General features: G+C 43.1%; 10 protein-coding genes and 3 pseudogenes. 6 read left to right on the forward strand and 7 right to left on the reverse strand.

Features of this window, described 5'->3' with window-relative positions; translation table 11 throughout:
* Positions 1-6 precede the first annotated feature (6 nt).
* From R8N28_RS14585 to R8N28_RS14595, 3 genes are all read left to right on the forward strand, one after another.
* Positions 7-2,700 carry a hypothetical protein gene (locus R8N28_RS14585; RefSeq protein WP_065274878.1) on the forward strand — a complete coding sequence of 898 codons (2,694 nt, stop codon included), beginning with the start codon at positions 7-9 and terminating at the stop codon, positions 2,698-2,700.
* Between the two features lie 170 nt (positions 2,701-2,870).
* On the forward strand, positions 2,871-3,539 hold the full coding sequence (locus R8N28_RS14590; protein ID WP_065274877.1) for a hypothetical protein: 669 nt from the start codon (positions 2,871-2,873) through the stop codon (positions 3,537-3,539).
* 96 nt (positions 3,540-3,635) lie between these two features.
* Positions 3,636-4,256: a hypothetical protein gene (locus R8N28_RS14595; RefSeq protein WP_065274876.1), complete on the forward strand. Its 621-nt coding sequence runs from the start codon at positions 3,636-3,638 to the stop codon at positions 4,254-4,256.
* A 583-nt stretch (positions 4,257-4,839) separates the two neighbouring features.
* Here the strand turns inward: R8N28_RS14595 and R8N28_RS14600 are convergent.
* Both R8N28_RS14600 and R8N28_RS14605 read right to left on the reverse strand, forming a co-directional pair.
* On the reverse strand, positions 4,840-5,718 hold the full coding sequence (locus R8N28_RS14600; protein WP_065274875.1) for a hypothetical protein: 879 nt from the start codon (positions 5,716-5,718) through the stop codon (positions 4,840-4,842).
* Positions 5,719-6,563: 845 nt separating this feature from the next.
* A pseudogene (locus R8N28_RS14605) lies at positions 6,564-7,303 on the reverse strand (IS3 family transposase); the annotation flags it as partial.
* A gap of 294 nt (positions 7,304-7,597) precedes the next feature.
* On the opposite strand from R8N28_RS14605, the gene R8N28_RS14610 reads away from it, so the two are divergent.
* Entirely contained in the window at positions 7,598-8,236 is a 639-nt protein-coding gene (locus R8N28_RS14610) for a hypothetical protein (RefSeq protein ID WP_132937358.1), read from the forward strand.
* 313 nt (positions 8,237-8,549) lie between these two features.
* On the opposite strand, the gene R8N28_RS14615 is transcribed toward R8N28_RS14610, so the two are convergent.
* The 5 genes and pseudogenes from R8N28_RS14615 to R8N28_RS14635 all read right to left on the reverse strand — a co-directional run bounded on the left by R8N28_RS14615 (position 8,550) and on the right by R8N28_RS14635 (position 12,899).
* Positions 8,550-8,957: a hypothetical protein gene (locus tag R8N28_RS14615; protein WP_065274872.1), complete on the reverse strand. Its 408-nt coding sequence runs from the start codon at positions 8,955-8,957 to the stop codon at positions 8,550-8,552.
* A gap of 17 nt (positions 8,958-8,974) precedes the next feature.
* Positions 8,975-9,307, reverse strand: coding sequence for a hypothetical protein (locus R8N28_RS14620; RefSeq protein WP_065274871.1), 333 nt, complete (start codon positions 9,305-9,307; stop codon positions 8,975-8,977).
* A gap of 350 nt (positions 9,308-9,657) precedes the next feature.
* Positions 9,658-10,430, reverse strand: a pseudogene (gene istB / locus R8N28_RS14625) (IS21-like element helper ATPase IstB).
* Positions 10,402-11,934 (reverse strand): annotated as a pseudogene (gene istA / locus R8N28_RS14630) (IS21 family transposase). Before istA ends, istB begins: the two co-directional pseudogenes overlap by 29 nt.
* A 776-nt stretch (positions 11,935-12,710) precedes the next feature.
* Entirely contained in the window at positions 12,711-12,899 is a 189-nt protein-coding gene (locus R8N28_RS14635; RefSeq protein ID WP_065274870.1) for a hypothetical protein, read from the reverse strand.
* A gap of 514 nt (positions 12,900-13,413) precedes the next feature.
* On the opposite strand from R8N28_RS14635, the gene R8N28_RS14640 reads away from it, so the two are divergent.
* Both R8N28_RS14640 and glgC read left to right on the forward strand, forming a co-directional pair.
* Entirely contained in the window at positions 13,414-13,881 is a 468-nt protein-coding gene (locus R8N28_RS14640; RefSeq protein WP_065274869.1) for a hypothetical protein, read from the forward strand.
* Between the two features lie 359 nt (positions 13,882-14,240).
* Positions 14,241-15,497, forward strand: coding sequence for a glucose-1-phosphate adenylyltransferase (glgC, locus tag R8N28_RS14645; RefSeq protein ID WP_065274868.1), 1,257 nt, complete (start codon positions 14,241-14,243; stop codon positions 15,495-15,497).
* Positions 15,498-15,594 lie beyond the last annotated feature (97 nt).

Below are 15,594 nucleotides of genomic sequence, written 5' to 3' on the forward strand. Positions count from 1 at the left end.
AACCTAATGAGTAAAAATTTTAATTGGTTAGAGCAGTCTTCTGACTTAAGCATGGACAACCTAGCAACATCCGGTTGGACTGAGGAAGAAGCGGTAAGTGCTTGGGGTGAAGCTCAACCGAGTGAGCCTGCTTCTTTTGATGGCGTAAAGCGCAAAGCTAAATCCATAGTGCTCCGCAAACCCAAAAAGAAGAAGCAAACCAAGCGTAAAAAGCGAAAGGCAACACCGTTCTTTGAACGTCCCGTGATAGCCATGGATACTGAGTATGTGGAGTCTGAATGCGGAGGCTACAACCGTATCTTGAGCTACCAATTCGCGGTTCTGTTCCAGGGCAAGTTATCAACTATTATCTTGTTCCCTGATTCGACCAAAAAATCGGGACGGCTGGCACTGGACAAATGCTTGGTTCAGGCTATAGAAAAAGCGATGGAAGATGAAGTACTTGATAAGTGGCCGACAGACATCATTTTGTGCGCCCATTGGCTATCGGCGGATTTGTTTAACTTCAGCCAAGCCTTTGATCAGTTAAAGACCCACGTAAAAGGGTTGCGTAAGACGGTGGCGAGTCTTGATGACGTATACGGACTAGAACTTGATAAAGTCATGTCTCGACGTATCGACAAAGAACCACTACAGGCTTACTCGAAGTCTGGTAACAAGAAAACACTCTTCATCACTTTCTATGACACCATGCTTTTATCGCCTAATGGCTCATCCCTCTCATCCGTAGGTGACCTACTGTCTATACCCAAAGTTGAAATTCCAGAGCCGTACTCTATCTCTCGAATGGATGAGTTTCTGGAAGCAGAGCCTGAGAAATTCGCTGAGTATGCAATTACTGATTCAATTATCAGTGCTCGTCATTTCGAGCGGGTTTCTTCCTTCTGTCAAAATACACTCGGTCTAAATTCGGTTCCGTTCACCATCGGTGGTATTGCCGTTAAAGCCTTTGTGAATAGTTTGGAGGATAAGCGCGGTTACCGTGGTTTGTTTGGTTTTGAGAAGGTGACTAAAGAAGTGTGGCCGTCTGACCGAAGTAAACCACTAACGATAACTCGTGATGTGCCTGTAACGGCTCGCATGACATTAGAGTACTTTTCGACCATGGTCTACCATGGGGGTCGCAACGAGTCATTTATCGCTGGTCCTACTCCTATTGATACTTGGCGAGATTATGACGTTCCAAGCTGCTATTCGGCGATTACGCTAGGTCTGCGCGAGTTGGCATACGATCAGATGTACATGACCAGAGATCTTAATGAGTTATTTGGTGATAAATGTGCTTTGGCTTGGGTTGAGTTTAAGTTCCCTGAACATACTCGCTTCCCAAGTTTAGCCGTTCGATCTGAGTATGGATTGATATTCCCGCTATCGGGTGAGACGCATTGTACAGGTCATGAGCTTGAAATTGCGTATAACCAAGGTGCGGAAATCACCATCAAGCAAGCGTTTGTAGTGCCATGGAAGAATGATGTTCGTATTTTCGAGCCGTTTATGAAATGGGGTAGAGAACGCCGTAAGTCATTCACTAAGGGTAGTTTTGATGAAAAATTGACCAAAGAAATGTTAAATAGTTGTTACGGAAAGCTAGCTCAATCGTTGCGCCCTAAGAGGTCGTTCGATATTCAGGCTGGTTACTCTACGCAACTACCACCATCGACTTTGACCAATCCCTTCTTTGCTGCCTATACCACTGGACTTGCAAGAGCCTTGTTGGGGGAAATGCTTCATAACATCCCCGATGACAAGGTTGTTGTATCAGTCACTACCGACGGCTTTCTGACTAATGCTGAGCTAGATGAGATAGACCTAAGTGGCTCTATTTGTCAGCGGTTCCGAGAGCTCTACCATCGTATAGACCCAACTGGTGGTGAAGTATTGGAACTCAAGCATCAAGCGAAGCAACTGATCGGTGCGAAAACTCGTGCTCAGTACACGGTTATCGGAAGTGAAGGTTTTGAGCCGATACTGGCTAAAGGTGGCGTTAAGGTCGATCCGATGGTTACTGACCAAAGTGCTTATATGGTGAACAAGTATCTCACCCGAAAGCCCGGTGACAAAGTTGATGGTAGCTACCTTACACCGAACCGGATGCGCTTTTTAGAACATAAGGATTTGATGCTTGAGAAGCGGTCTATCTTCCTGAATATGGAATATGATCAAAAGCGACAGCTCCTAAATCCGGTAATGGTTGACGTGAAAGGACGGAGTCATATTGCGCTTGAAACCAAACCGCACAAATCTTTGGATGAGATGCTGTTTACACGATTGCGCTTTGATCGCTGGCGCAAGTCTCATGTTCTAAAGGATTTTGATGATTGGTGCTCATGGCAAGACCGTTTGGTAATGGCAGAAAGCACGAGTCACAAGGACCTGCGTTTAAAGGCTGATGAGACCTCGGACAGTTTGATGGCACGCTTATTCTTGCGTTTCTACGCGCATGAAAAAAGCGGTATGAGTAAGAAACAGATTACCGCCAAAGCGTTAGCTGAGTGGATGACCGATATTGGCTATCCAACTAAAGCGACCGCTGTTCGTAGTGCTAAGAACGCCAAATTGATTGAAGGCGCTGTACCGATGACAGAGCTGACTATCAACTTAGCTCGCTTAATAGTCTCGAAGTTTCCTGACTTCGAAGTTGAAATCCTCTTCAACCCTGAATCTCGTTCCTCACTTCGGGAAGCTCTCAGCCCGAACTGAGATCGTAAATATTGACCTATCGAAAGCCCTTATCTGGAAGGGTTTTTTTACCAATCAACCATTGCACCGTTGGGGATATAAGAAGCCCAACCTCACACGCAATGACATTTATTCAAATTCTCAGCCGTCATTCCGGCGGCTAACTCAATAAAATTTTAAGGAGCATTATTATGGCTAATAAAAAGTTTAACTTTTACGCATCGGTAAATAACAACATAGCTCGTATCGTAAAAACATGGACTGAATGTGAGAAAATTATTGCTAACCCCGGTGGTAAGAAGAAGGGGGCTTTCACCTACAAACAAGCCGAAGAATACTTGCAGGAGTTGGTGTCTGAACGTGATGCTCGCCTTGCGCACAGTAAGCCTAAGAGAAATCGATACAGTAATTCTCGACCAAAAGAAGATTTAAGCTTCTTGAGTGCTTTCACAGCAAGACCTACGAAAAAGACCATTACCTGTAAGCTTGGTGTTGGCGGTAAGGGTTCGACGGTTTCGGTTGTAGGTGGTGACACGCAAGTATTTGAAGTTAAGAACTCTACAGTTTCGGCAATGCGCTACCAGCTCTGTATGCACACATTAAACATCGCTAAAAGTTTGCTAGATCAGGAGGTGAGTTCTATCGAGATTAAAGGGATGGATGCCGCGACGATAAAAACCCTCACTGAATGGGCACCGAAGTGGAAGCAACAGAACTGGGTGAAACCTAACGGACAGCCGAGACCAAACGCTAAACTGGTGCGCGATATGCTGGCGTTATATGAGCAGATTAAATCTAAGGTTAGCTTCGGCGAGGGTATAGCTCAAAAAGCACCTGTAGACGATGATGCGCCGTTTTAAGGTCTATTTAGAGTAGTGACCATGCAGAGGTCGTCTGGCTTGTCCAGGCAGCCTCTGTGTGGTTTTATGCTTAGCAAATTGAAAAGTGATAACTATATGAAAAATATCTATGAAATTGAGGGGGTTGAGTTCCCTTCCCGAACAGCTGCTGCGCGTCACTATGGTTTGAATCCTAAACTGGTCAACGAACGCATAACCAAGTTTGGCTGGACACTAGAGCAAGCCCTTGAACTAGAAGCGCGCCCTAAAGGTGACTACCGCAAGAAAGTTGTTATAGACGGCAGCGAGTACTCAAGTATGCGCCAAGCTGCTAGAGAGCTAGGTGTGGCGCAAAGTACGCTGATGAACCGCATAAAGGCTGGCATATCTGTAGAGGAAGCGCTGTCTGCTGCTCACACCGAGCGTGAGAAGTTAAAAGGTCAGTCCAAACCTATGTTCTACCAAGGTAAGCTCTATCCGTCTGCGCGCCATTTGTTGCTTGCTCATCCCGCGCTGGTTGCTGGTGGTGATTTGGGTAAAGCCATTACCTCGCTGAATGACAAGGCTCGTCGAGCTAAGAATCAGGGTGAAGTTCGTAACCTATCGTTGGATCAAGTTGCTGCTGAGTATGATTTGGCGAAAATTGGGTTTCCTGATGAGTTTGATGGCTTTGTTGCTCAGTTAGTGGAACAAGTTGGTGAAGCTGGTTTGACCGAATTGTTCTATGAGCTGAAGTAGTCCGAATTGGTGTTTTGAAGGGAGTAGTTGCGTTGAGTGACTGCTCCCTTTTTGTTGTCTGCGTTTTATACTGGTTATTATTAATTAGTTTCTAACTCTGGACCTGAAAACTGCCATTCAGTTCGCTCGCTCAAGAACCTGATAGGTGGTGTTAAATTCGAGGTTGGTGATCACATCTGAGGGTGGTGCTTGTGCTAAGTCGGTTTTGTCCCAAACTGTGATTGGAGTAGTTTACATACCATGAGAGCGTATGGCGTTTCTTCATACTTTTCCTAATACCTCGAAAGCACCTGGGGAAATGGGTTCAGTTCGGACAAAACTAACTAATGTGTATAGACTCGAGGGCTATTCAGGTCAGTACAGTCTGGACACAGAACTATGACTGTGTGATACCAGTTGGCAGGTGGGCTCGGTCAACGTCTAAAGCCTCGGCGGTAAAACTGTTATCATCCAAGCTGCAACTACCTCTACCACCAAAAAGACGAGTATGGCGCAGATTTTCGACTACTGGCTGATATGTATCTTCATACCTGCTAACACAATGCCAATCAGTCCTTGCAAGAGTATACACACTCAACCGAGCCTAAAGTGATAATGGTGCATCCTTTACTTCACTCATTACTGCATCAACGACTTCTCGATTTGCGTTTACGCAACTTTTTTTCAAGGTTTCCAGCGCGTCTTTAGGATCACTTTGCGTCGACAGCATAATCTGCAAACTGGTATTACCATTACCGCTACCACCGCTTAACATAACTAGCATGGCTTTGTCAGGGTACTCGTTATTAGGGTTCCGCATTGAATTAAAAGTGCCATGCATACTCTGCGCTTCCATAGCGGTCTCAAAATTGGTAACCGGGCGTGCTTGGACAACGTAGAGCTGTTTGCCTCCACGTTTAAAGTCATAGAACTGGCTTAGATTAAACCTAGCCTTGAGTGCTTTTGCAACCTCTTCGTAATCGTAGGGATACGATCTACGATAAGCGATATCTGTAACGATACCATTCTGTTGGTTGTAAACTATTTTTACCTCTGCGCTATCAGAGCTATTTTCATCTATATAGGAATAGAAAAAACTTGCTGGAACGCTCGTTTGAGCTAAACTTTCGGTACCGCTAGTAAATGCGTCAGAAAGACGTATAAGCTGCTCTTTGCTTAACTTCCTTTTATCAATTTTGTTGCCTTCCCAAAATTGCTGGCGGCAATATCCGCTGTACGTGGACCATTCATTGTTTAAATTAATTTGGATGTTTTGGCTATTGACGGAATACGTCCCTTTAGAAGAGTCGATAGGATCTCGCTCTAGCAAAGAAGCGATGCTGTCCCCCAAGCGAATCCCATCAATAGACACTGTATCTACGTCCGTTCCGTCCAACACTGGTGGCACGTTTAATGTTTGGCTGCGTGCGTAATAGGGTAAAACGACAACCAGCGACAAAAATGCATAATTCAACCATTTCATAGTTTATTCTCCTATCCGTGGTGCTAATGAAAAATCGCTCCGAGCTATCATCTGCTTAGAAAGACGAGCCTAGGGGGGAAGAAATAGTTATTCAAGGTTTACATAGTCAATTTCATACTTATTGACTAGCTTTGCATTTTTTGTTTAAGCGGCACGCACACGTTGTTACACCGCCATCGCATAGAGAGAATTTCAATTGCCATATGGAGAGACTATTTCAGTAACTGGCTGTAATTGATCCACATAGCCATCTGTAGTGGCATAGTTAATTTGGTCAACTGGTAAGAGGTTTTGCAATACTTCAGGTTATCCTTTAAACGCTAATTTAGCGAAAGCTGTAGCTAATTTTTGTCCAAATCTGTGTTTTGACTTCCATATCGAACACGTAACTACCATTTATTTTGGCCTACATTTCCTAATGACAATTGTTCATAGGTCGGTAGCTACTCAGTTAATAAAGAGACTATACAGGCGATTAACACTATGGCTTGACACCATTAAAAGGTTTTTCTTCACAAGAAACAGGAGCAACACCCATATTAGTGCAAAAAGACTGTTTGATATGATGATGCGTGTAAGTGGTTTTAGTGTGGCTTTTCCCAGTTATTTTATCTGTGATAATGTAATTATGTTCTCTCGTGAAAGTAGTACGCTTTGGGCCTATCGTGTCATAGCATTTCCCAGCCGATAACGTAACATTGACGGTATCAGTAACACCACCTGCAAGACACCGCCAGTGTAATTCCAAAAACGTGTTTCAGCAGGAGGAGTGCTTATCCCTAGCAGTTTCAATCTTTAATGTTAAAGTTGCGAACTTTATTGTCTTAGTTTCGATCTTAGTTGTCCGCCGACACCTTACGACTAAACCAGTCGATAATTGCCACCAAGTACAAGAACCCTTTAGTCATTGGGATGTACGTGATATCAATGGCCCAAGCTTGGTTTGGGTATGTAACCTCGATATCACGTAGTAGGTAGGGATAAACCTTGTGAGCCTTGTTTGCAATGGTCGTTTTAGGCTTGGGATAAATAGCACCAATGCCCATTTCACGCATGATCCGAACAATGCGTTTACGATTAACATGATACCCTTCTTTAATCAGTTCATTGCGAATACGCCTACTGCCCATGAATGGATACTGAGGGTGGATCTCGTCGATGATGCGTCGTAACTCAATCTCTTCACAGGAGAGTCCTGTAGGCTGATAATACGCGGTAGAACGAGCTATATTGAGCAACTCACACTGACGCTTAATTGGCAATTGGGTGGATTTATCCAGCGAATTCTTTCGCTGTGCCCGATCTAACGACCGAGCACTTTCGCCAAAAAATCATTTTCCATGGTCAATTGACCGATCTTAGCGTGGAGTTTGTCCACTTCTTCAGAATTGTCTTTGCCCAACCGACTTTCAGAGGCAAAGATCATGGCTGCATTTTCAAGCAGCTCTTTCTTCCATGTTGAGATCTGGTTGGGATGCAGGTTGTACTTCTGTGCTAACTCTGCGACAGTTTTATCACCTTTAGCGGCAGCCAATGCCACCTTAGCTTTAAATTCGGGAGAGTGGTTTCTGCGTTTTCTAGTCATAACCTGCTCCAGTATTTCTGGGTACTATAAAAACAGATCAATCACTTAAAGTCATGTCCGAAAATCGGGGACCACTTCTGTAAGAGGAAATCATGCGTTGAATAAATGGGAGATTCGGTGATCTTAAGTTGGATGGTCTGGGTGGCGCTGATCGTATTTGTCTGGTATGAGCTATTTTCTGTCGAAGGTCAGATGTCTCAAAGTTGATACGGTTATTTATTATCTGTTGTTTCCACTAAGTTAGTGGCTCTTATTGTCTAATATTTAAATTTATCATTAAGAGTTGGGGGGCATATGGAAATTCTGATTATAGGTTTCATTATTGTTGTGGTTTTATTCTGGGCTTTGGGAGGGAAGGACAAGAAACCCAGATCTCTTTCAGGTGGAAGTAAGGCGACTATTCTTAGCCCTTATTTAAGCAAGGACGGTACGCGCTACCAGGTGACGGGAGAGCAGTTGTGTAAAGCGTGTGGGATGAATGCACACAACTACGTCAAAACCTTCTCTCCGGATAACGATTATCTTCAGCGTGCCTCCATTGGCAGCATTGCGGGTGGCTCTGTTGGAGGACTAGCACTGGCATCGTCGATGATGGGTTTTGCATCTAGTTCGTATTTAATGGGCTATTTGCAGGCGAGTGTAATGGATAATGCGTTTGAGTCTGATCCTAATGAGAGCACCGAGGCGATTGATCGGTTGGCTGAGTTGGCAGCAAAAGGAGAGCTTAATAGTCATGAGCTGACCAAAGCCATGGCGTCACTTTTGTTTAGGGATGGTCGTGGAAAACCGAACTTTATTGAGTTTGATAAATTGGGCTCGCCAACATTTAAGGACGATAAGCACCGGTTGGCTTCAGCCATGGTTTATCAGCTGTTTAAATCAAACGTACCACCGCAGGAAAACGTGTTGCGATTGACTGAGGGAGGCGCGTAATGATGGGACAGTATTTAGGGTGGAACCTACGAACAGTTCTGGTTGGTGGTTGGAAAATTTGAGGTACTGTCTGGTGAAGATGGAGTGGCGCGTTTTCTTTTATGGTGCAGATTAGTGACCAAATCGACCAGATTAATGAATTCTCGATCAGTTGCAAGGTGGCGGTGTGACAGTAAGTTATGATTGGGTAGGCTTGCCCGTCTGCTCAATACTCCTGATGATGCCACAAATCTGACTCACAGGCCAACGAGCACTGGTGCCTTGATGCTGGTTTGTATCAGTTCTCATTTGATCAACCGCCAGCGCTAAAGCTTCATTCTTTTGTTATGCAATTGACGTTTCCCTGTAGGGATAGCAAAGGTATATTATATGCACTCAAATGGTAGAACTGTGTGGTTAGTTGGTCGTAGACGATGGTGTATTCATCACTGCAAATTAACTTTGCCCTTTTCTTCAATTCATCAAAGGCTTCAGTTTTGAGAAGTTTAATGGAATCTTCAAATGGCTTTTTATATGAATTTATCGTGATACTAGGATGTGTTGAAGCTGCCTTGATAATATGAACATATTCCACTTTGGCTATCTTGCCTGTGTTGGGACTTAAGTTTGAATAAGCACCACTCATGAACTCGACTTGTTGAAGCATTTCTTCAGCATAAGTTGGGAGTATATTGAAACCCGAGAGTGCGATTACGAAAATTGGTATATTATTGAAACGCATATATTCCTCTCTATAATCTATTCAGAGCACTCACTCATCTTGGTCATGAACTCAATCACAGTGGAATTTTCACCGTCTTTAAGTTGAATATCGAGAGGGTAATACTTGCCTCCTTCTAATATCATTATTTTATCTGAAGCCATTTTAGGTAAAACTGCAGCAGTGACGTTTTTTAAATTGATTACTGTGAGGCGTTGACGATGAACATCAAAGCCCCCTATGAGCAGTAATGTACACCCTTGAAAACTGTAACCTTTAGCATCCATGTCCTTGTTAAATTTATCTTTATCTAGGGCTGCAAATGATTGGCTAGCACAAAGTGTTAAAATACATACAATTAATCTCTTCATGATACACCTCTTTTTTCAAACCGATACCAGTAACCTTAGAAGATATAAATAATATAGTTATCTCAAATGTAAGAATTGTAATATCAGAAAAGTGTAAGCGCGTCATAAAACCCACATTCTATCTAAGCCCTGCTAACTTCGAACAAACATACTGATCTGTACCAGCAGAACTGGGCACTTCACTAAGCGACTTTCCGATATCCAAAGTTATCCGCATTTTTCTAATTTAAGTGAATACTCTAAGAAAGTTTTGCCCCTTTCCTTGTTGCGTATTTTGGTGATTGCGAACGCTTGTTTCGGTTTATTCCGAACACCTGAACCAGCACTTTTTCTCTTTCCCTATTTTTACTCTAAGTGTTCGGATTCGCCAGTTTTCTCATTGATTCTCCTCCCAGTTCTATTCGATGACTATTGTGAACTAGACGATCCATTAGAGCGTCAGCGACAGTGGCGTTGCCGATCATGTTGTACCACTCTTTTACTGGTAACTGGCTGATGACGATTGTGCTGCTGTTTTGGTAACGGTCTTCAAGCACTTCTAACAAGTGACCAGCATGCTCTTGAGTCAGTTTTTCCATCCCCCAGTCGTCGAGGAGTAGTAAGCCTTTCTTAGCCAGCGACTGAAGTTGTTTTTGATAGCTCCATCCAGACGACCTGCGGTAAGATCATCAAGCAAGCGAGTTAATCGGTAGTACCTGACGGTTTGCTGTTGGTCGCAGGCACTGGTTGCCAGAGCGCAACCAAGATAGGTTTTGCCAGCACCTGTTGGGCCTGTGATCAAGATATTCTGATGCTTGTGCAGATAACTGCCTGTTAGCAGTTCGCTCATCTGTTTACGATTGAGATTTCGTCCCTCTTTGTAGATGAGTTGGCTTGGCTGGGCATCCACTCTCAGCTTTGCTTGTCGCTTCAAGCGTTGGATTTTGCTCTGATTACGGTTCAAGATTTCACTCTCCAGGAGCAAGCTTAACCGCTCCTCGAAGTCCAGCTCTGCGTAGGTGGTCAGTTGCTCTTGTTGCTGCTCTAACGCTTTCGCCGCATGGCTCAAGCGCAGGGTTTTAAGTTGGTCATTGAGTGCGTTCATATCCTTTCTCCTAGTGATAACAGTTCGGGCCACGAACATTGCTGTGAACAAGGTTCGGCGTATTCGCTTTATCTTTACTCAGTTGCCCCTAACGATTGTTCTTGAGTAGATTGTTGACGAAGGTGTAATTGGGTTTTGTTAGCATCAGTGCATCTTTACAGGCTTGCTCGAGGCGCGATTCGCCATGGGCTTTGCTCAGGTTGAGCAGCCCAAGGCAGGAACGATACGACTGCTCGGGATGAGGCTTAGAGTTCAGCATTTTATTGACGACTTCCCGTGTGGCGGGGCCGATATTGGCTCCCCAGTTGAGTAAACGTCCAGGCGACCACTTTTGATGTTGATGATTACTCGGCATGTGCTCAGGTTGAGTGCTGTTTCCGCGCTCCCTTTGGCTACGTGGGTGCTGGGCGATCAAGTTACTTTGATGGTAGATTTGCACCAGACGGTTGGAGGCTTCCAGTTCGACATGTTGGCCAACAAGTTGATGGGGAACCGAGTAGTAGTGACGGCGATATTCGATGTGATAATCAGGCCCAACCTTGGCTCGCTTGGTTTCAGTATATAGATATCGCTGCTTAGGAAGGGGCTTTAACGCGGGTTTATCGAGTTTGTCGAACAGCGCTTTGCGGCTTGCACCATAATGCTTCATCTCACGTTCGTTTAAGTCATTCATCAGCTCACGGATGTCAAGGTTCAGCTCTTTGAAGGTATAGAAGGTTTAATGGCAAAGTCGCATCATGATCCAACGTTCCACTAGTAGGACTGCATTTTCTGCTTTGGCTTTGTCTTTCGGTTTGTAGGGGCGAGCTGGCATCACGGCAGTTTGATAATGATTTGCCAGTTTTTGATAGCTTTCATTAAGCCTCGGTTCATAACGGTTAGCTTTGCTGACCGCGCTGCGTAGATTATCGGGAACCAAGAGCCGTGGTACACCACCGAAGTGTTCGAGCGCATTGGCATGCGCCTCTAACCAGTAAGACTTACCTTGACTCGGGAAGCCTTCCACATAGGTGTAATTGGACGCTCCTAAGGTCGCCACGAACACTTCTGCTTCGCGCACTTCACCTGTATCAGGGTTGACCACTTGAAGCCGAGGCCCACAGTAATCGATAAACAGCTTATCACCTGCAACATGGAGCTGACGCATACTGCGCTTTTGGGTTTTGAACCAACGAGTGAAGTGCTCGCAGAACTGAGTGTAAGCGTAAGCTTGCTCTTGATATTGCTCATGGTACTCCTGCCACAACAACATCTTTGTCATGTCTTTACGCTTGAGTTCGACAGCGTACTGAGCGAAGTCTGGCATGACCTTGTCTCGACTGGCTTTCTTCGAATGATAAAGAGCTTTAGTAAGGTCTGTATCACTGTAACCTTCTGGAAGAGGCCAGCCTATCTGACTTTGCTTAAAACGAGCGACAAGTTCAGAGACTGTTGCAAGACTGACATTGAGACAACTAGCAATACTACGGTAGGACAACCCACACTCGTACTTAAGGCGTAATATCTCTTTGATTTTGTTCATTGGAGTTCTCTTTTTAGCCATTGTCGCTTCCTTACGTTCTTGTTTAAGAAGTAAAGAATAGCGAGCTATTGATTTAAAAGAGAAAAAGGAAGGATTTCGGGCATTCCGAACGCTGATTTCGGAGTTCGCTTAAAAGTGTTCGGATAATCGCGGAATGTGCGTTCGGATTAAACCGAAATAGGTGTTCGGGTCATACTGAAATGGCTGTTCGGAATGCTCCGAAATACGCACCTTGTTTCAATAGGTTGAATGTTTACTTTACTAAACCATCATTTGACATACATTTCCTTATATCTGCTAAAAAATACCAATATGATACTTGATAGCTGTTTCAAGCAGCGAACACTGTGGTAGACAACCATACTTCTGTTTTCATTTCATAGAGTTTCTGGTAACCAACCGCAAGATTGAGTGGATGTCGCCTTTTACACGAGGGTTGTTCATTCACACAGAGGGGGGAGAGATATCGCTTTTCTATTCGACTACAAAGGCTCTTCAAGCTTGCAACTGACTAAATCTGAAATTGAATTGTAAACAATGGTTGTGTAAACCTTAACCCCAGCAAAATAAAGGCACCCGATAAAGAGACGCCTTAGTGAGGATGAATTGGCTTAATCCAATTATCTTATCTTAAGGATATACCCGCAGTTTGAACATACGTATACTTCTTTAATACCTAAGATTCTTTCTATAACAGACCGCTTTCTGCGTTGATAATAAATGCCATGTTTACACATAAACCTACTTACTTTATTTAATGTTTTCTATATTACAAAATTGATAATAACGACCTACACCTAATGTTTATCAAATATCTCATTAAGTAGTAGTAACTCTTCATCAGATAAAATATCTTTCGGTACTATCTTTTTTTTTGTAAATATCTTTTTTTGTAATTGTTTTATTTGCTCTTGAGACATAACTTCAATCGAATTAATAAGCTCATTGAACTTCACTTCTTCCATTCGTACGAGTAAATCCATCATTTCAACACACATAAGCACTTTGGTGCTGTTCTATTGTAATCATAAAGTCTTAACGTTTGTTGCTTAGTTCTATTGAATTAAGCAACAAACCGTTAATTAGCCGAGGTTCATGCGCTTTCTGCATTGATGAATGAAAAAAGTGGAAGCAAAGCAAGGTGATCTACTCCAGTGAGACTGGGCGTTCTATTAAGGGGCTTTTAAATACCGAACTTTATCCGTATTTTTCTAATTTAAGTGGTTACTCTAAGAAGGTTCTGTCCAGAGATGAGTTGCGACGTCCAGCTAGAGCGCTCTAGTTCTGGTTTCTCTGTAGTGATGTCGCGGCTCTCTCAGGGACAAGAAGCACCTAGGACTATTACTGATGCTCTACACGCTAGTAGCTAGAAGTATTCTAAAATGGAATGGAACGTGATTTCAAACTCTACCATTCGATTTACTTTTCTTCATACTTAGAGAACTAAGCGTGTGGCCAAGTTTTTAATCCACCACACATCGAAGGGCGAAGAGAGGTTATATGGAACATTTGGACCTATTGAACACTTATTTCACATTAGAAAACGAATGTATCTTTATACGTGGCGATAACCGAGCTAGCAAATTTAGGGCAAGAGTAAGCTTACCAATTGCAGTTGGCAAACTTTTGTTTCTTGCAAATTTAAACTCAATAGAGATGACTCGTGACGAAGCTAAAGAGTTGTTCAACCAACTACAACCACTAGAGCCGTTAACGCTGGAGCAGCGATTGCTGCTAAGTCAGTCTTTTCAACTCCCTAATGCTAGTAGCTTTCTTTTCATATTTTATTGCAAAGAGACTAACAACATGCTCAAACAACGTTTATCGTTCGGCAAGTGCGTTGCTGAAGCTGTTAAGCTTGGTGTTACTGAAGTACAAGCTATTGATTGGCTACGTGAAGAGATTTCAAGTGAAGAACAACATCAAAAATTCCTAGACCGCACTTATAGAACTCCAGAAGGGTCTTGAGCAAACAAACAATTTCGATTAAAGGGCTTTTAAAGGTAAATATTTCGTGATGATCAAAGTTAGCAAGAGCTGTAACTCAGAAATGTCCAGAGACGTGCCAGAACTATCACTGCTGGCACACTGATGCCCCAAACCTTTCTAGCACAAGAATCAGGACTCATTTCTTTTGTCATAAATTGGCCTATTTTTGGTAATGCTAAAAGTGGCGACGATACTGGTGGCTATTCAAGTAATAATGCCTAACTTCAGTCACAGTTTATTCAACAATTACCCTATATAATAACTAGAATATAATCAATACACTGCTCTGATTATAACTACAAGTATCAAGTATATAATTCGCCCCCATGGAGGTCTCTATGCCCCAGAATTATGATAGACATATCAGTAATTTGACCAAAGACACTTACGCTTTGATATTGGCTGGTGGTCGAGGTAGTCGTTTATTTGAACTCACCGATTTTCGAGCAAAACCTGCTGTATATTTTGGTGGTAAGTTTCGTATTATCGATTTTCCACTATCAAACTGTTTCAATTCAGGTATTGACCGCGTAGGTATCGCTACACAATACAAGTCGCACTCGTTGATCCGTCACATTAGCCGCGGTTGGGGAAGCCTTAGAGCTCAACAATTTGTTGAAATTTTACCTGCTTCACAACGAACGGGCGATGACTGGTATGCTGGTACAGCGGATGCGGTATATCAAAATATTGATATAATTCGTTCACATAGACCCAAGTACATTCTAATTCTGTCTGGTGACCATGTATATCGTATGGACTACGGCACTCTACTAGCGGAGCATGTGGCAAATAACGCAGATATGACAGTCTGTTGCCTAGAAGTTGATACTGAAGAAGCTGCGGGTAGCTTTGGTGTTCTAACCGTAGATTCCAAAAACAAAATAGTCGCTTTTGATGAGAAACCTGCTCAACCTAATGAAATTCCGAATAAACCGAATAAGTGTTTGGCTTCAATGGGCAATTATTTATTCAATGTTGATTTTCTTTTTAACCAGTTATTAAAAGATGTGGATGTCCAAGGATCCACCCGCGATTTTGGCCACGATATCATTCCTTCAATCATTAATGAGAGTAATGTTTTTGCGTACTCTTTCAAAGATCCAGACAGTGAAAGTCAGCCCTACTGGCGTGACGTGGGTACACTTGACTCATTTTGGGAAGCCAATATGGAGCTTGTTACACCTAAACCACAACTTGACCTTTATGATAAAGACTGGCCGATTTGGACATATCAAGAACAGCTTCCACCTGCTAAATTCATTTTTGATAACGATGAACGCCGTGGTATGGCCGTAGATTCAACGGTTTCTGGAGGGTGCATTATTTCTGGTTCAACTATTAGAAAATCATTGTTGTATTCAAGTGTCCATGCCCACTCATACAGTCTTATTGAAGATTCAGTATTGTTGCATGGCAGTCACGTTGGTGAACACGCTAAACTGAAGAGAGTTATCCTTGACAGTTATTGTTGTGTCCCGGCCGGCTTGAGCATTGGCTATGATAAGGAACAGGATGAAGCCAATGGTTTTCGTGTTACAGAAAAAGGAATCACCCTAGTAACTAAAACTATGCTGGAAAATCTTGCTAAATAAACGTACTGAACAACTTTTTCTCGAAATACGAGTCAAAGGCATCGCAATGGCGATAAATATGGCAAGCGAGCACAACTAGTCTGACACCCAAATTATG

The organism is Vibrio sp. Vb1554 (assembly GCF_033344235.1).